Origin of the sequence: uncultured Streptococcus sp. (assembly GCF_963518475.1) — a bacterium.
Taxonomy (GTDB): Bacteria; Bacillota; Bacilli; order Lactobacillales; family Streptococcaceae; genus Streptococcus.
The window spans coordinates 1-17,735 of sequence record NZ_CAUQJA010000022.1; the positions used below are offsets into that span (position 1 = coordinate 1).

Sequence of the window (17,735 nt, forward strand, 5' to 3'; positions counted from 1 at the left end):
GTAGTCTCTGGGTTTACTACGGTCTTTTCAAAAAAGAAAGAGATATCCCCCTTGCAGCAGCTAATGCACCAGGTATTATTTTTGGCCTAGTGACGGTTATTACAGCTTTGATTTAAAAGGAACAGAGGAGACTAGTTTTCAGTCTTCTTTTTTGTTTCAGGGGAGGCTATTTACTTTTTCTAGAGGATAATTTTTTAAAAAACAATCTGATAAACTTAAATAGTAGAATAGTATCAGTATGTCACAGTATTTTATAAGAAAAGGTTTACAGAATAAGTTATAATATAAGTAAATGAACAAGCAAATAAGAAAGTGAGTAGAGTTATGACCGAAAAACTGACTTTTCCGGATGGTTTCTTGTGGGGCGGAGCGACAGCTGCCAACCAGTGTGAGGGTGCTTATAATTTAGAAGGTCGTGGATTGGCGAATGTGGATGTCGTCCCCATCGGTCCAGATCGTGAAGCCATTATCACAGGTCAGAAAAAGATGTTTTCGTTTGAGGAGGGCTATTTTTACCCAGCCAAGCAAGCTATTGATATGTACCATCATTACAAGGAAGATATTGCCCTTTTTGCGGAAATGGGCTTTAAGACTTATCGTCTATCCATTGCTTGGACTCGGATTTTTCCTAAGGGCGACGAAACAGTGCCAAATGAAGCTGGTCTAACCTTTTATGAGGACTTGTTTAAGGAATGTCACAAGTATGGAATCCAACCTCTGGTAACCATTACTCATTTCGACTGTCCTATGCACTTGATTGAAAAATACGGTGGTTGGCGCAATCGTCAGATGTTAGACTTCTATGAAAAACTTTGTCGCACACTCTTTACCCGCTATAAGGGTTTGGTCAAATACTGGCTTACCTTTAACGAAATCAACATGATTCTCCATGCCCCCTTTATGGGAGCTGGGCTCTGTTTTGAAGAAGGAGAAAATCAAGAACAGGTTAAATATCAGGCTGCTCACCATGAGTTGGTGGCTTCAGCCATGGCGACTAAGATTGCCCACGAAATTGCTCCAGAAAACAAGGTGGGATGTATGTTGGCAGCAGGGCAATACTATCCTAACACAGCCCATCCGAGAGACTACTGGGCAGCCATGGAGGAAGACCGCAAGAGTTACTTCTTCATTGATGTTCAAGCGCGTGGGGAATACCCAAACTACGCCAAGAAGCAGTGGGAGCGTGAGGGGATTGAAATTGAAATAACGGCAGAGGATTTGGACTTGTTGAAGAATCATACTGTTGACTTTGTTTCCTTCTCTTACTATGCGAGCCGAGTGGCCTCAGGGGATCCAGAAGTGAGGAATCTGACCGCTGGAAATGTCTTTGCCTCTATCAAAAATCCCTATCTGGAATCCTCTGAATGGGGTTGGCAGATTGACCCACTGGGGCTTCGTATCACTCTCAATGCCATCTGGGATCGTTATCAAAAGCCTATGTTCATCGTAGAAAATGGACTCGGCGCAATAGATACTCCTGATGAAAATAGCTACGTAGCAGATGACTATCGGATTGCTTACTTAGAAGCCCACATCAAGGCTATGCGAGATGCCATTTACCAAGATGGCGTTGACTTGATTGGTTATACGACTTGGGGCTGTATTGATTTGGTTTCAGCTGGCACAGGGGAAATGAATAAGCGCTATGGCTTTATCTATGTAGATCGAGATAATGCTGGTCATGGGAGCCTCAAACGGAGCAAGAAGAAGTCCTTCTACTGGTACAAGGATGTCATTGCCAGCAATGGTGCAAGCATTGAGTAGAGCACATTTGTTTACTATTTTTATAAAATTTTCTCCCTACTTTATAAGATGTTAAAAAGAGTTCAATTCGAACTCTTTTTTTGCTATAATGAGGGGAGAAAAATCAGACAGGAGAATATGATGTCAGAACCATTATTTTTACAATCAGTTATGCAAGAAAAAATCTGGGGTGGAACCAAGCTACGTGATGAGTTTGGCTACGACATCCCAAGTGAAAAAATAGGGGAATATTGGGCCATCTCAGCCCATCCAAATGGTGTCTCTAAAGTTGCCAATGGTCGCTACGAGGGAATAGATCTTGCTACTTTGTATGCGGAGCACCGTGAATTGTTTGGAAATCGTCCTGAGCCTGTATTTCCGCTTTTGACTAAGATCCTGGATGCTAACGACTGGCTCAGCGTTCAAGTTCATCCAGACGATGCTTATGGACTAGAGCATGAAGGCGAACTCGGAAAAACAGAATGCTGGTACATCATCGCTGCGGATGAAGGTTCAGAGATTATCTATGGTCACAATGCCAAGTCAAAAGATGAACTTCGTCAGCAAATTGAGGACAAGAATTGGGATGACTTGTTGACAAAAGTACCAGTTAAAGCTGGAGATTTCTTCTATGTACCAAGTGGAACCATGCATGCTATTGGTGCGGGCATCTTAATTCTTGAAACCCAACAGTCTAGCGATACCACTTATCGTGTCTATGACTTTGACCGCAAGGACGACAATGGCAACTTGCGTGAACTTCACCTTGAAAAATCTATCGATGTTTTAAACATTGGTGAGCCTGCCAATAGCTGTCCTGTAACTATCAAAGCTGATGATTTACGTTCCACTCTACTTGTATCCAATGAATTCTTTGCAGTTTACAAGTGGGAAATTACTGGAAAAGTTGACTTCGAAAAGACAGCTGACTACAGCTTGTTGAGTGTCTTGGCTGGTCAAGGTCAGCTAATTGTTGACGGGAAAAACTATCCAATCCAAAAAGGTAGTCATTTTATCCTACCAAGTGATGTTGAAGCTTGGACTTTGGAAGGACAAGATTTGGAATTGATTGTTAGCCATCCATAAAAAAGAAAGGGCCTGAGTTCATTACTCAAGTCCTTTTGATTACATAAATTGGGCGATAAAGACCACGATGATGATGATTGGAATGATGAAACGAAGAAGGAATAGCCAGACTTGGAACAGTCCCTGTTTCCATGCTCTTTCATCAAGATGCAGTTCCTCCATAGCAAGTGTCTTTTTAAAGATGTAGCCAGTAAAAAGTGAAAGGCAGAGAGCTCCAAATGGCATGAGGAGATTGGAAACTAAGAAATCCATAGCATCAAAGAAGGTCTTTCCAAAAATGTGAACATCTGCCATGACACCGTAAGAAAGGGCTGAAGGAATGCCAAAAACAAAGGTCAAGATTCCTAAAATGGCACTCCACTTAGCACGCTTGCTGTTGTCCTGGTTGGTGATATTGCCCACATTGATTTCCAGCATGACGACAGAGGAAGTAACCGTCGCAAAGAGGAAGAGCAAGAGGAAGAGGATGTAGAAAATGGTTCCAAAAGGCATCTTGTCAAAGAGTTGAGGCAAGACGATAAAGAGCAAGCTCGGTCCCCCTTCAGACTGGATATTGAAGGCTGACATGGCTGGGAAAATGGCTAGACCCGCCATGATAGATACTGAGATATTCATAGCTACAATGGAAATCCCTGACTGGACTAGATTGGTTTTCTTATCCAAATAAGAAGCATAGGTCAGCATGGCTGTAACCCCTAGTGAGAGGGCAAAGAAAGATTGTCCCAGAGCATAGAGGAGACCAGCACTTGTCAGCTTAGAGAAGTCTGGTTTGAGGAAGTAAAGAACCCCTTCCATGGCATTTGGTAAACTGAGAGAGCGCCCAATGATGACAACAAAGATGATAAAGAGCAGGGGCATCATGACTTTCGAAGCTCTTTCAATCCCTTTTTGAACCCCACGTGATACAATAAAGATATTCAATAAGATAAAGGATGCTTGAGCTCCTAGGGCAATGGCTGGATTTGAAATGATTGAAGTAAATAATTGAGCATAATCACCAGTTCCGCTAAGTTGGAACAATTTTCCAAACTCAATGCCTAGATAGACTAAAATCCACCCTCCAATAACACTGTAGAAAGATAAGAGGATAAAGAGGGCAAAGGCACCAATCCAACCGATAAAGTTGTACTTGTTATTGTTGCCCAGTTTTCCAAAGGTTTTGATTGCTGAGACACCAGCGCTTCGGCCGAGGGCAAATTCAGCTAGCAAAAGAGGGAAACCGATTAGAATAGTGGAGATGAGAAAGACCAGTAAAAATCCTCCTCCACCGTTAGCAGCAGTCATATAGGGGAATTTCCAAACGGCACCAAGTCCAATGGCTGAACCAGCAGAAGCCAGGATAAAGCCCAATTTAGAACCCCATTGCGATTTTTCAGACATAGTTAAACTCCTAAAATTAGTATTACAAAAGAAAAAGCTACTGCCCTTGGCAAATAGCCTCATCAGTACTCAAGATGAGCGTTTCTTTTGATTGATAGACCTGACTATCCTATCATGTTTTCTGAGGTCTGTCAAGAAAACCATTTCATGTTATGATAAAGTAAAAAATTTCGCAAAAACGCTTGACTCTGACCTAAGGGGAGGGGTTATACTATCAATGTAAGGAGGAAATCATGTACCATATAAAAGAAGCTGCGCAGCTTTCGGGCGTCTCTGTCAAGACCCTGCACCACTACGATAAGATAGGGCTTTTGGTTCCTTTAAAGTCGGAAAACGGCTATCGGACCTACAGCCAGGAGGATTTGGAACGCCTTCAGGTCATCCTTTACTATAAATATCTAGGTTTTTCTTTAGAAAAAATAGCAGAGCTGTTAAAGGAAGATAGATCAGATTTGTTGCCTCACTTGACCAGGCAGTTGGACTATTTGACTCGAGAAAGGGAACATCTGGATACCTTGATTTCCACCTTGCAAAAAACCATTCAAGAACAAAAAGGAGAAAGAGAAATGAGCATTCAAGAGAAATTTGCTGGATTTAACTACCAAGACCATCAAAAACACCACCAAGAGGCGGTAGAGAAGTATGGACAAGAAGTGATGGACCAAGCGCTCGAGCGCCAAAAAGGTCACGAAAACGAAGCTACGGCTGCCTTCAACCAAGTTTTTCGAGCCTTGTCACAAAATCTTCAAGCTGGACTGCCTGTAACAGCAACAGAAAACCAAGAAGAAGCTGCTAAACTCTTGCAAGCCATACGTACTTATGGATTTGATTGTACTATTGAAGTATTCGGTCATATTGGTAAAGGCTACGTCTATAACCCAGAGTTTAAGGAAAACATTGACAAATTTGGAATTGGAACAGCCCAGTACACATCAGATGTCATTGCTCACTATGTAAGCACACAAACTCGATAAAACTCACAGACTAAGCTAGGACTGACAAAGCCAGTAACAGAATTTTAGTAGGAAGACACAGACTTAGATAAGATAAAAATCGGCGGAGTGACCTCTGCCGATTTACTGTTATTTGAGTTGGTAAGACCAGTCTTCTCCATCCTTGTAGTAAAAGAACTCACTGAGGTCCTCTTCGAGAAAAACACGAAGCATGTCAGACATATCCTCAGTAGCTAATTTTAGATGAGATAGATTTTCAAAATCTTCCCACCAGACTTTTCCTTCGTCTGAAGATTGGAGCTCACCAGTAAAGTGTTCTGTTTTGTAAAAGAGGACAACATAGCGATAATCTGCATCATCATACCAGTCTTTGATACCACAGAGTTGGGGTTTACAAACGGTCAGACCTGTTTCTTCTTTCACTTCACGAATGACAGCATCAACAAAGGACTCGCCACGTTCAACATGGCCACCAGGAAAAGTAATGCCAGGCCAGTTAGGACTAACTAGGTCTTGAACTAGGACCTTGTCCCCATTTTTAATCAAGCACATGTTGACAAATTCGACTGATTCTCTTCTGCTCATTTTTCACAACCTTTGATGTTTAATCGTAATGTAGACTTCCTGCCACCCAACCAGTGCAGAGAGCAGAAGTGATGTTAAACCCACCTGTGTGGGCATTGATATCCAGTACCTCACCAGCAAAGTGGAGGCCAGGGGTCAGCTTACTTTCTAGAGTCTTAGGATTGATTTCCTTGAGACTGACGCCACCCTTGGTAACAAATGACTTGGCGAGGGACATTTTACCAGTCACAGGGATTTTAAGTCCCTTAATAGACTGGAGAAGTTGTTCTTTTTCCTTTTCAGTCAACTGTTTGACTTTGTCAGGATAGCCTTGCACAAAAAATTCTGCCAAGCGTTCTGGTAACAAGGTTTTTAAGGCATTTTTCAAGGATTTTTCACGATTCTCTTCTAGAAATGCAACTAAGTCCTTCTCAGAAAGTTGAGGCAAAACATCCAGTGAGAGAACCTCTCCGCCCTTGATAAAGCTGGACATACGTAGAGCAGCAGGGCCTGACAAACCAAAGTGGGTAAAGAGCAGATCGTGAGTAATGATATGCTTACCATAGCTTAGGGTCACATCGTCTAGTGAAATTCCCTGAAGTGCTTTATGTGGAAAATCTGTCAACAAAGGACTTTCAGCTGCCTCAAGCTCGGTAATGGTGTGTTTAAAATGACGGGCAATCTCATGTCCGAAACCAGTCGAACCAGTAGAAGGATAGGATTTCCCACCAGTTGTGACAATCAGTTTATCACAAGTGAAAGTTTGGTCTGCTGACTTCAGGACAAACTGATTTTCTATCTTTTTAACCGAAACAATTTCGGTTTGAGTAGCAACTTGGCCACCTAGTTCAGTGATTTTCTTTTCTAAAGCCTCAATAATGGTCCGAGACTTGTCACTGGCAGGAAAGACGCGTCCGTGGTCCTCGACCTTAAGTTTTACCCCATTTTCCGTAAAAAAGTTAATGATATCATGGTTATCAAATTGGGAGAAGACACTGTAAAGAAAGCGCCCATTTCCAGGGATGCCAGCTAGTAGGTCGTCCAAGCTACCATTATTGGTCACATTGCAACGTCCCCCACCAGTTCCAGCTAATTTTTTTCCAAGTTTTCGATTTTTTTCGATGAGGAGGGTTTTCTGCCCGAAAAAGCTACTAGAAATCGTAGCCATCATACCAGCAGGTCCCCCACCGATGACAATAGTATCAAAATGTTTCATAGCTCTATTGTACCACAAAAAAACAAGAGATGATGGTCACCTCTTGTCAAGAATGCAATTAATCAATTTCATATCCCATCAGCAAACCACCATCTTCTGCATAGAAACTGCAGAGACCAGATGTTGGGATAATTTTAATATCCGCTTGTGGGAAGGTTTCGCGAATTCGCTCTGAGAGCTGTTGGCAACATTTTTCGTTATTTCGTTGGGCCATGATAATTCGGCCACCAGCATATCCAGCTTTTACCAACTCATCATAGGCAGCTTGAACGGATTTCTTTGCTCCTCTTGCTTTTTGTAGCAATTCGAGGGTTCCGGTTTCACTAGCTTCTCCGACCATACGGATGTTGAGAAGGCCAACGACTGTACCGATAAGCTTGCTCAAACGGCCGTTCTTCACCAAGTTATCGACTTTGGCTAGAACAAAGAGCAACTTGGTTTTTTCTTGATAAGCAGTTATAGCTTCAACCACTTCTTCAAAAGATAGGCCCTGGTCAATCAAGTCATTTAATTTTTCTACGAGCAAGTCAACTTCCCCACCAGCAGACAAACTATCAATCACATGAATCTTAGTGTCAGGATGTTCTTCCAGATAAATATTCTTTGCTAGTTGAGCACTATTGTGGCTGCCAGAGAGAGTACCTGTGATGGTTACTAGGAAAATGTTTTTGGCTCCTTCAAATGCTTGCAAATAATCATCTGGGCTTGGACAAGCTGATTTTGAAGCTTCTGCAGTTGCATACATAGTTTCCATCATTTGGTCAATGTCAAGACTGGCATCATCAACAAAGACCTGATCAGCTACTTGAATGGTTAAGGGGACACTTACAAAGGTTGTGTCAATAGCTGGTCTTGCCAGTTGACGATAATCACAACCAGAGTCAGCAATAATCTTCCAAGTCATAGAAATTCTCCATCTTTGTCAGTTATACATTGACAAAGGTTCTGTCTTTTTTTACAATTATATCATGAAAACCCTTGAAACAAAAGCCTCATCCGTCTGTTGTGACAAGTAGAAAGAAAATGTTATGTCTGAACGTAGAATCTCTGAAAAGTCTCTTGAAAATCTCAGAAAATCAAACCAAGAATCCAATCTATTAACTAGAGAAGCCATCGAAACAGCCCTCTTGCAGCTCTTGGAAAAAAAGGATCTGACCAAGATTAGTATTTCTGAATTGGTCAAGCGTGCAGGCGTTTCGCGTGCGGCCTTTTATCGCAATTATGACTCCAAAGAGGAGATTTTAGAGAGCGTCTTTAAACGAACTGTCCACAATATTATGGAACAGCTGCATCATTACGATCTAAAGACAGATCTTTATCTGGTCTGGGTTCACCTTTTCAGAGAAGCAAGAAAGGAGGCCAGAGTGATTCAATTGGCCTTAGATTACCATCTGGAAAAAATCTTTGTCCAAGCCATGCAGGAATTTCTAGAAAAATACCATGGAAAATCAAAAGGTGTCAGCTCTTATCTTCATTCCTTCTGGAGCTCAGCCATCGTCTCTGTTCTCCTAAAATGGATCAAGGATGGCATGAAGGTACCAGCTGAAAAGATTGCAGACTTACGGTTACCATTTTTTAAGAAATAGAGGAAAAGGAGAAGAGATATGACTGAAAAAAGACTAGCCTGGGATGAGTATTTTGCAGCCCAAGCCCTACTGATTGCCAATCGTTCCACTTGTAAACGTGCCAAAGTGGGCGCAATTCTGGTAAAGGATAATAAGGTTATTTCCACTGGCTACAATGGTTCGGTGTCAGGGACTGAGCATTGTATTGACCACGAATGTTTGGTCATTGAAGGCCACTGTGTTCGCACTCTTCACGCAGAGGTGAATGCTATTCTCCAAGGTGCAGAACGTGGTGTTCCTAAAGGCTTTACAGCCTATGTGACACACTTTCCTTGTCTGAATTGTACCAAACAATTGCTGCAGGTCGGTTGCAAGCGTGTAGTTTATATCAATCAGTACCGAATGGATGACTATGCCCAATACCTTTATCAAGAAAAAGGGACAGAATTGACCCATCTACCACTTGAGACAGTACAGGAAGCTCTTAAAGAGGCAGATTTAATGTAAAAATTATCAAAAATAAATGGTTTAGAAAGATTTTTAAACCGTTTTTTGGTATAATAAGAAGAATAAATTGAAAGAAGGAATTCCAAAAATGGGAAAAATTGAAGTTATTAATCATCCATTGATTCAACACAAATTGTCAATCTTGCGTCGTACAGATACTTCTACAAAAGCTTTCCGTGAGCTAGTAGATGAGATTGCAATGTTGATGGGGTATGAAGTACTTCGTGATCTTCCACTAGAAGATGTGGAAATCGAAACACCAATCACAAAAACAGTTCAAAAACAATTGGCAGGTAAGAAATTGGCCATCGTTCCAATCTTGCGTGCAGGTATCGGGATGGTTGATGGACTCTTGAGCTTGGTTCCAGCTGCTAAGGTTGGTCACATCGGTATGTACCGTGATGAAGAAACGCTTCAACCAGTTGAGTACTTGGTGAAATTGCCTGAAGACATTGACCAACGTCAAATTTTTGTAGTAGACCCAATGTTGGCAACAGGTGGTTCAGCAATCTTGGCTGTTGACTCCCTTAAAAAACGTGGCGCATCAAATATCAAATTTGTCTGCCTTGTATCTGCTCCAGAAGGTGTAAAAGCCCTTCAAGAAGCTCATCCAGATGTAGAAATCTTTACAGCAGCCTTGGATGAACGCTTGAACGAACACGGTTATATCGTTCCAGGTCTTGGAGATGCTGGGGACCGCCTGTTCGGTACGAAATAAAATCGAAAAGAAGAATGAATTGGAAAAGAATTTCCAGTCGTGAAAGGAGGTTGAATTTTTGTTTCTGTCTGATGAAAACAGAGCAAAAATTTGACCTTTTTTGACCAAGATATTATAATAGTCTTATCTTCAATCATTTGACCAACAAAATTAAAACTCAAAAGGAGAAATGAATGATTCCTGTAGTTATTGAACAAACAAGCCGTGGAGAACGTTCCTACGATATTTACTCACGTCTTCTTAAAGACCGCATCATTATGCTGACAGGTCCAGTTGAAGACAACATGGCTAACTCTGTTATTGCTCAGTTGCTTTTCTTGGATGCCCAAGATAGTACAAAAGATATTTACCTTTATGTCAATACACCTGGTGGTTCCGTTTCAGCTGGTTTGGCAATCGTTGATACCATGAACTTTATTAAGGCAGATGTCCAAACCATCGTTATGGGAATGGCCGCATCTATGGGGACGGTCATTGCATCAAGTGGAGCAAAAGGCAAACGTTTCATGCTTCCAAATGCTGAATACATGATCCATCAACCAATGGGTGGTACAGGTGGTGGTACTCAACAAACCGATATGGCGATTGCTGCAGAACACTTGCTCAAAACTCGTAACATCTTGGAAAAAATCTTGGCTGAAAATTCAGGTCAGTCAATCGAAAAAGTCCATGCAGATGCAGAACGTGATAACTGGATGAGTGCCCAAGAAACACTTGAATATGGCTTTGTTGATGAAATCATGGCCAACAATTCATTGAACTAATGATCAAAGAAGGCAAACTCGACTGGGTTTGCTTTTTTTGGTATAATAGGGAGAGATTTCTTAGAAAGAGGATTTACCATGTTTGAAAAAGTCAATCGATCTGGCTTGATTATCTATCTTTACTATAATCGTGATGCCAAAAAACTGCAGGATTATGGAGATATTACCTATCATTCCAAGAAACATCGTTACTTACAGCTTTATGTTCCAACTCAAGAAGTGGAGCAATTGGTCGGGCGCTTGAGCAAGGAAAAATTTATAAAAAAAGTCAGAGTTTGTCATATCCAAGAGCTGGAAACACCCTTTGTGGGCAATCTTTATCGAGAGGAAAACGTTATCATTGAAAAAATTCAAGAAAAGTGTTGACAATTTTCTGATAATTCGGTATATTCTTAACATGCTATTTATTTAAGAAATAAGGAGACAAAAAAGATGAAGAAAAAATTTGCCCTATCGTTTGTGGCGCTTGCAAGTGTAGCACTTCTTGCAGCCTGTGGAGAAGTGAAGTCTGGAGCGTCAAACACTGCTGGTAACTCAGTAGATGAAAAGACAATCAAAATCGGATTTAACTTCGAGGAAACTGGTGCCGTAGCAGCCTACGGAACATCTGAACAAAAAGGTGCCCAACTTGCTGTTGATGAAATCAATGCCGCAGGTGGTATCGATGGAAAACAAATCGAAGTAGTTGATAAAGATAACAAGTCTGAAACAGCAGAAGCAGCTTCAGTAACAACTAACCTTGTAACCCAATCTAAAGTATCAGCAATCGTAGGACCTGCGACATCTGGTGCAACTGCAGCTGCGGTAGCGAACGCTACAAAAGCTGGTGTTCCATTGATTTCACCAAGTGCGACTCAAGATGGATTGACTAAAGGTCAAGATTACCTCTTTATCGGAACTTTCCAAGATAGCTTCCAAGGAAAAATTATCTCAAACTATGTTTCTGAAAAATTAAACGCTAAGAAAGTTGTTCTTTACACTGATAATGCCAGCGACTATGCTAAAGGTATTGCCAAAGCCTTCCGTGAAGCATACAAAGGTGAAATCGTTGCAGATGAAACTTTCGTAGCAGGTGACACAGACTTCCAAGCAGCCCTTACAAAAATGAAAGGGAAAGACTTTGATGCTATCATCGTCCCTGGTTACTACACTGAAGCTGGTAAAATTGTAAACCAAGCGCGTGGTATGGGAATTGACAAACCAATCGTTGGTGGTGATGGATTCAACGGTGAAGAGTTTGTACAACAAGCAACCCCTGAAAAAGCATCAAACATCTACTTTATCTCAGGCTTCTCAACTACTGTAGAAGTTTCAGCTAAAGCAAAAGCCTTCCTTGATGCTTACCGTGCTAAGTACAACGAAGAGCCTTCAACATTTGCAGCCTTGGCTTATGACTCAGTTCACCTTGTAGCAAACGCAGCAAAAGGTGCTAAAAACTCTGGTGAAATCAAGGATAACCTTGCTAAAACAAAAGATTTTGAAGGTGTAACTGGTCAAACAAGCTTTGATGCAGACCACAACACAGTCAAAACTGCTTACATGATGACCATGAACAATGGTAAGGTTGAAGCAGCAGAAGTTGTAAAACCATAATAGAAAAATGTTGAAATAGGGAATGAGCCTCTGACTCACTCCCTGTTTCGATGTTTAAGAACCTATCAAAAAGTGAGGGGAAACCCTCAAAATTATAAATAGAAAGAGTGAATCTTATGCTCCAACAACTAGTAAATGGTTTGATTCTAGGTAGTGTATACGCGCTGTTAGCCCTAGGGTATACCATGGTTTACGGAATTATCAAGCTCATCAATTTCGCCCACGGTGATATTTATATGATGGGAGCCTTTATCGGTTATTTCTTGATTAATTCTTTCCAAATGAATTTCTTTGTAGCGCTTATTGTAGCCATGCTAGCGACAGCCATTCTTGGTGTCGTGATTGAGTTCCTTGCTTACCGACCTTTACGTCACTCTACTCGTATTGCTGTTTTGATTACAGCTATTGGGGTTTCTTTCCTATTGGAATATGGGATGGTCTATCTGGTTGGTGCCAATACCCGTGCCTTCCCTCAAGCGATTCAAACAGTTCGTTATGATTTGGGACCAGTTAGCCTAACAAACGTGCAGTTAATGATCTTGGCCATTTCCTTGATTTTGATGATTTTGTTACAGGTCATTGTCCAAAAAACAAAGATGGGAAAAGCCATGCGTGCAGTATCCGTAGATAGCGATGCGGCGCAATTGATGGGGATCAATGTAAACCGTACTATCAGCTTTACCTTCGCTTTGGGTTCAGCTCTTGCGGGTGCGGCAGGTGTTCTGATTGCCCTCTATTATAACTCTCTTGAGCCTTTGATGGGGGTTACTCCAGGTCTTAAGTCTTTCGTTGCCGCTGTACTTGGTGGTATCGGAATTATTCCTGGTGCGGCTCTTGGTGGCTTTGTGATTGGTCTATTGGAAACCTTTGCGACAGCCTTTGGGATGTCAGACTTCCGTGATGCCATTGTTTATGGAATCTTATTGTTGATCTTGATTGTCCGCCCAGCTGGTATCCTTGGTAAAAATGTGAAAGAGAAGGTGTAAACGATGAAAGAAAATTTAAAAGTTAATATTCTATGGTTACTCCTTTTGTTAGCTGGCTATGGCTTGATTAGTGTATTGGTTTCAGTCGGAGTACTCAATCTATTCTATGTACAGATTTTACAACAAATCGGAATTAATATTATTCTGGCTGTTGGCCTTAACTTAATCGTTGGTTTTTCAGGACAATTTTCACTTGGGCATGCTGGTTTCATGGCGATTGGTGCCTATGCAGCAGCTATTATTGGTTCTAAATCACCAACCTACGGAGCCTTCTTTGGAGCTATGCTTGTAGGGGCTTTGCTTTCAGGAGCAGTTGCCTTACTTGTCGGAATTCCAACCTTGCGCTTGAAGGGGGACTATCTTGCAGTAGCAACTCTAGGTGTTTCTGAAATTATCCGTATCTTTATCATCAATGGCGGAAGCCTTACAAATGGTGCGGCAGGTATCTTGGGAATTCCAAACTTTACAACTTGGCAAATGGTTTACTTCTTTGTCGTGATTACAACCATTGCAACCTTGAACTTCTTGCGTAGTCCAATTGGTCGTTCAACTCTCTCCGTTCGTGAGGATGAAATTGCTGCTGAGTCAGTTGGGGTTAATACGACTAAAATTAAAATCATCGCTTTTGTCTTTGGTGCCATTACTGCAAGTATTGCAGGGTCACTTCAGGCAGGATTTATCGGGTCAGTTGTACCGAAAGATTACACTTTCATCAACTCAATCAACGTTTTGATTATTGTTGTATTTGGTGGACTTGGTTCAATTACAGGTGCAATCGTTTCAGCTATTGTCCTTGGAATTTTGAATATGCTTCTCCAAGATGTTGCTAGCGTGCGTATGATTATCTACGCTTTGGCCTTGGTATTGGTAATGATTTTCAGACCAGGTGGACTCCTTGGAACATGGGAATTGAGCCTATCACGTTTCTTTAAAAAATCTAAAAAGGAGGAACAAAACTAATGGCATTACTTGAAGTAAAACAGTTAACCAAACATTTTGGCGGTCTAACAGCTGTTGGAGATGTGACTCTTGAATTGAACGAAGGGGAATTGGTTGGACTAATCGGTCCAAATGGAGCTGGGAAAACCACTCTTTTCAACCTCTTGACGGGTGTTTATGAACCAAGTGAGGGAACAGTTACCCTTGATGGTCACCTTTTAAATGGGAAGTCACCTTATAAGATTGCTTCTTTGGGACTTGGACGTACATTCCAAAATATCCGTCTCTTTAAAGATTTAACAGTTTTGGACAATGTTTTGATTGCTTTTGGCAACCATCACAAACAACATGTTTTTGCTAGTTTCTTACGCTTACCAGCTTTTTATAAGAGTGAAAAAGAATTAAAGGATAAAGCTTTGGAATTGTTGAAAATCTTTGATTTAGATGGTGATGCAGAGACTCTTGCTAAAAATCTTGCCTACGGACAACAACGTCGTTTAGAAATTGTTCGTGCCCTCGCTACGGAACCTAAAATTCTCTTTTTAGATGAACCAGCAGCAGGTATGAACCCACAGGAAACAGCAGAATTGACTGAGTTAATTCGTCACATCAAAGATGAATTTAAGATTACGATTATGCTGATTGAACACGATATGAATCTGGTCATGGAAGTAACAGAACGTATCTATGTACTTGAATACGGTCGTTTGATTGCTCAGGGAACTCCAGACGAAATTAAGACCAATAAACGAGTTATCGAAGCTTATCTAGGAGGTGAAGCCTAATGTCTATGTTAAAAGTTGATAATCTTTCTGTGCATTACGGTATGATCCAAGCAGTCCGTGATGTAAGCTTTGAAGTGAATGAAGGAGAAGTAGTTTCCCTTATCGGTGCCAATGGTGCAGGTAAGACAACCATTCTTCGCACCTTGTCTGGTTTAGTTAGACCAAGCTCAGGAAAGATTGAATTTTTAGGTCAAGAAATCCAAAAAATGCCAGCTCAAAAAATCGTGGCAGGTGGTCTTTCACAAGTACCAGAAGGACGTCACGTCTTCCCTGGCTTGACTGTTATGGAAAATCTTGAAATGGGAGCTTTCTTAAAGAAAAATCGTGAAGAAAATCAAGCTAACTTGAAGAAAGTTTTCTCACGCTTCCCACGTCTTGAAGAACGGAAGAACCAAGATGCAGCTACTCTTTCAGGGGGGGAACAACAAATGCTTGCCATGGGACGCGCCCTCATGTCAACACCAAAACTTCTTCTTTTAGATGAACCATCAATGGGACTTGCCCCAATCTTTATTCAAGAGATTTTTGATATCATTCAAGATATTCAGAAGCAAGGAACAACCGTCCTCTTGATTGAACAAAATGCCAATAAGGCACTCGCAATCTCTGACCGAGGTTATGTACTGGAAACAGGAAAAATCGTCCTATCAGGAACAGGAAAAGAACTCGCTTCATCAGAAGAAGTCAGAAAAGCATATCTGGGTGGCTAAACTAGTCTGGGAGACTAGTTTAGGTTGCAGATAAAGATTACGAAGTAATCATCATTATAGTCCGGGGGACCTTTTTAGTCGGTGAATAAAGATTGCGAAGCAATTATTTTATCCAGTAGACTATTTTAGTTGGCATATTTAGATTGCAAACAAATCTACATCTACACTGAAAGATGAATTTCTAATAATTGAAAAATCGAATGAAACGTTTCTTACCTTCATTCACAGAGCTCGATTTTAGAGCTCTTTTTGCTAGCTTATTCATACTTTTCTGAATTTTGAAAAAGAAATGTAAGCGTTTGATAGATTTACAAAAAGATTGTATAATAGGGATAAGAATAGAAAAGGAGAAGTCTCATGGCAGTTAAAGATTTTATGACCCGCAAGGTAGTGTATATTAGTCCAGATACAACAGTATCTCATGCAGCAGATTTGATGAGAGAGCAAGGGTTGCACCGCTTGCCTGTTATCGAAAATGATCAATTGGTTGGTTTAGTAACTGAAGGAACCATTGCCCAAGCTAGTCCATCAAAAGCAACCAGTCTTTCTATCTATGAGATGAATTATCTTCTAAATAAGACAAAAGTAAAAGATGTGATGATTCGCGATGTTGTCACTGTTTCAGGCTATGCGAGTCTAGAGGATGCAACTTATCTGATGTTGAAAAATAAGATTGGTATTCTTCCTGTCGTAGATAACCATCAAGTCTATGGAGTTATTACGGACCGTGACGTTTTCCAAGCCTTTCTTGAAATTGCTGGTTACGGTGAAGAAGGAATTCGTGTGCGCTTTGTTACGGAAGATGAAGTTGGGGTACTTGGAAAGATTGTTTCTTTGATCGTTGAAGAAAATTTGAATATCTCACATACAGTAAATATTCCGCGTAAAGATGGTAAGGTCATTATCGAAGTTCAAATCGATGGATCAATTGATTTACCAGCCTTGAAAGAAAAATTTGAATCAGAGAATATTCAAGTAGAAGAAATTACTCGTACTTCAGCAAAAGTCTTGTAAGAAGGGAAGCCGAAAGGCTTCTTTTTTCATGAAAAGGGGATTAGAGCAAAAGATGGAAAGAAATGATAAAATATGCTATAATGAAATGATGTAAAAAAGGAGTATTTATGGACATTTCAGTAATTCGTCAGAAAATTGACGCAAATCGTGAAAAATTAGCTTCTTTCAGGGGGTCTCTTTGACCTCGAAGGTTTAGAGGAAGAGATTGCCATCTTGGAAAATAAGATGACAGAACCTGATTTTTGGAACGATAATATCGCGGCCCAAAAAACGTCGCAAGAATTAAATGAATTAAAAAACACCTACAGCACCTTCCACAAAATGGAAGAGTTGCAGGATGAAGTCGAAATTTTATTAGACTTTTTAGCTGAAGATGAGTCGGTGCATGAAGAATTGGTTGAACAGTTATCAGAACTTGATAAGATGATGACCAGCTACGAGATGACTCTACTCTTGTCAGAACCTTATGACCACAACAATGCCATCTTGGAAATCCATCCAGGATCCGGTGGTACTGAGGCTCAGGACTGGGGTGATATGTTGCTTCGTATGTACACTCGCTATGGAAATGCTAAAGGCTTTAAAGTGGAAGTATTGGATTACCAAGCAGGAGATGAAGCTGGTATCAAGTCAGTAACCCTATCATTTGAAGGGCCCAATGCCTATGGTCTTCTCAAGTCAGAAATGGGTGTACACCGTTTGGTGCGAATTTCACCATTTGACTCTGCTAAACGTCGCCATACCTCTTTCACATCTGTAGAAGTAATGCCAGAATTGGATGATACCATTGAAGTGGAAATTCGGGAAGATGATATCAAGATGGATACCTTCCGTTCAGGTGGAGCTGGTGGACAAAACGTCAACAAGGTTTCAACAGGTGTTCGTTTGACACACATTCCTACGGGAACTGTCGTCCAGTCAACAGTCGATCGTACCCAGTATGGAAATAGAGATCGTGCCATGAAGATGTTGCAGGCCAAGCTCTATCAAATGGAGCAAGAAAAGAAAGCTGCGGAAGTTGATTCCCTCAAGGGCGAGAAAAAAGAAATCACATGGGGAAGCCAAATCCGTTCTTATGTCTTCACGCCTTATACTATGGTAAAAGATCATCGAACTAGCTTTGAAGTTGCTCAGGTAGATAAGGTTATGGACGGAGACCTAGATGGTTTTATCGATGCCTACCTCAAGTGGCGAATCAGCTAAGATAGAAAG

General features: G+C 41.0%; 19 protein-coding genes. 15 read left to right on the plus strand and 4 right to left on the minus strand.

Going from position 1 to position 17,735, the window contains the following annotated elements:
• The first annotated feature begins 324 nt into the window (after nt 1-324).
• Nucleotides 325-1,764 carry a 6-phospho-beta-glucosidase gene (locus RYK12_RS08325; RefSeq protein ID WP_314848432.1) on the plus strand — a complete coding sequence of 480 codons (1,440 nt, stop codon included), beginning with the start codon at nt 325-327 and terminating at the stop codon, nt 1,762-1,764.
• Nucleotides 1,765-1,884: 120 nt separating this feature from the next.
• Complete coding sequence (manA, locus tag RYK12_RS08330; RefSeq protein ID WP_314848433.1) at nt 1,885-2,829, plus strand: mannose-6-phosphate isomerase, class I; 945 nt, start codon at nt 1,885-1,887, stop codon at nt 2,827-2,829.
• A 39-nt stretch (nt 2,830-2,868) separates the two neighbouring features.
• Here the strand turns inward: manA and RYK12_RS08335 are convergent, their stop codons facing one another.
• Nucleotides 2,869-4,209 (minus strand): sodium-dependent transporter, encoded by a 1,341-nt coding sequence (locus tag RYK12_RS08335; protein ID WP_314848435.1) that lies wholly within the window; start codon nt 4,207-4,209, stop codon nt 2,869-2,871.
• Nucleotides 4,210-4,442: 233 nt separating this feature from the next.
• On the opposite strand from RYK12_RS08335, the gene RYK12_RS08340 reads away from it, so the two are divergent.
• Nucleotides 4,443-5,183, plus strand: coding sequence for a MerR family transcriptional regulator (locus RYK12_RS08340; protein WP_314848436.1), 741 nt, complete (start codon nt 4,443-4,445; stop codon nt 5,181-5,183).
• A gap of 108 nt (nt 5,184-5,291) precedes the next feature.
• On the opposite strand, the gene RYK12_RS08345 is transcribed toward RYK12_RS08340, so the two are convergent.
• The 3 genes from RYK12_RS08345 to RYK12_RS08355 are packed head-to-tail and all read right to left on the minus strand — an operon-like array spanning nt 5,292 to nt 7,846.
• On the minus strand, nt 5,292-5,747 hold the full coding sequence (locus tag RYK12_RS08345) for an 8-oxo-dGTP diphosphatase (RefSeq protein WP_314848437.1): 456 nt from the start codon (nt 5,745-5,747) through the stop codon (nt 5,292-5,294).
• A 19-nt stretch (nt 5,748-5,766) separates the two neighbouring features.
• Nucleotides 5,767-6,942 carry an NAD(P)/FAD-dependent oxidoreductase gene (locus RYK12_RS08350; protein WP_314848438.1) on the minus strand — a complete coding sequence of 392 codons (1,176 nt, stop codon included), beginning with the start codon at nt 6,940-6,942 and terminating at the stop codon, nt 5,767-5,769.
• A gap of 58 nt (nt 6,943-7,000) precedes the next feature.
• A complete protein-coding gene (locus RYK12_RS08355; protein WP_314848439.1) occupies nt 7,001-7,846 on the minus strand; it encodes a DegV family protein in 846 nt (281 codons plus the stop codon).
• 124 nt (nt 7,847-7,970) lie between these two features.
• Between RYK12_RS08355 and RYK12_RS08360 the strand changes: the two genes are divergently transcribed.
• The 12 genes from RYK12_RS08360 to prfB all read left to right on the plus strand — a co-directional run bounded on the left by RYK12_RS08360 (nt 7,971) and on the right by prfB (nt 17,726).
• Nucleotides 7,971-8,528 carry a TetR/AcrR family transcriptional regulator gene (locus RYK12_RS08360; protein ID WP_000004136.1) on the plus strand — a complete coding sequence of 186 codons (558 nt, stop codon included), beginning with the start codon at nt 7,971-7,973 and terminating at the stop codon, nt 8,526-8,528.
• A gap of 18 nt (nt 8,529-8,546) precedes the next feature.
• A complete protein-coding gene (locus tag RYK12_RS08365; protein WP_000136974.1) occupies nt 8,547-9,014 on the plus strand; it encodes a cytidine/deoxycytidylate deaminase family protein in 468 nt (155 codons plus the stop codon).
• Between the two features lie 88 nt (nt 9,015-9,102).
• On the plus strand, nt 9,103-9,732 hold the full coding sequence (gene upp, locus RYK12_RS08370) for a uracil phosphoribosyltransferase (protein ID WP_000515974.1): 630 nt from the start codon (nt 9,103-9,105) through the stop codon (nt 9,730-9,732).
• Between the two features lie 173 nt (nt 9,733-9,905).
• Entirely contained in the window at nt 9,906-10,496 is a 591-nt protein-coding gene (gene clpP, locus RYK12_RS08375; protein ID WP_125393905.1) for an ATP-dependent Clp protease proteolytic subunit ClpP, read from the plus strand.
• A 78-nt stretch (nt 10,497-10,574) separates the two neighbouring features.
• Nucleotides 10,575-10,862, plus strand: coding sequence for a YlbG family protein (locus RYK12_RS08380; protein WP_314848440.1), 288 nt, complete (start codon nt 10,575-10,577; stop codon nt 10,860-10,862).
• Nucleotides 10,863-10,928: 66 nt separating this feature from the next.
• Nucleotides 10,929-12,089: an ABC transporter substrate-binding protein gene (locus RYK12_RS08385; protein ID WP_314848442.1), complete on the plus strand. Its 1,161-nt coding sequence runs from the start codon at nt 10,929-10,931 to the stop codon at nt 12,087-12,089.
• 116 nt (nt 12,090-12,205) lie between these two features.
• On the plus strand, nt 12,206-13,075 hold the full coding sequence (locus RYK12_RS08390) for a branched-chain amino acid ABC transporter permease (RefSeq protein ID WP_000941427.1): 870 nt from the start codon (nt 12,206-12,208) through the stop codon (nt 13,073-13,075).
• Between the two features lie 3 nt (nt 13,076-13,078).
• Nucleotides 13,079-14,035, plus strand: coding sequence for a branched-chain amino acid ABC transporter permease (locus RYK12_RS08395; RefSeq protein ID WP_000662290.1), 957 nt, complete (start codon nt 13,079-13,081; stop codon nt 14,033-14,035).
• Nucleotides 14,035-14,799, plus strand: a complete 765-nt coding sequence (locus RYK12_RS08400; protein ID WP_261028604.1) for an ABC transporter ATP-binding protein — start codon at nt 14,035-14,037, stop codon at nt 14,797-14,799. Before RYK12_RS08395 ends, RYK12_RS08400 begins: the two co-directional genes overlap by 1 nt.
• Entirely contained in the window at nt 14,799-15,509 is a 711-nt protein-coding gene (locus RYK12_RS08405) for an ABC transporter ATP-binding protein (protein ID WP_000062200.1), read from the plus strand. Before RYK12_RS08400 ends, RYK12_RS08405 begins: the two co-directional genes overlap by 1 nt.
• A gap of 357 nt (nt 15,510-15,866) precedes the next feature.
• Entirely contained in the window at nt 15,867-16,523 is a 657-nt protein-coding gene (locus RYK12_RS08410; protein ID WP_000268666.1) for a CBS domain-containing protein, read from the plus strand.
• A 107-nt stretch (nt 16,524-16,630) separates the two neighbouring features.
• A protein-coding gene (gene prfB, locus RYK12_RS08415) for a peptide chain release factor 2 (RefSeq protein WP_261009728.1) occupies nt 16,631-17,726 on the plus strand; the annotation gives its coding sequence in 2 pieces (ribosomal slippage) (nt 16,631-16,702 and nt 16,704-17,726; 1,095 coding nt in all).
• Nucleotides 17,727-17,735 lie beyond the last annotated feature (9 nt).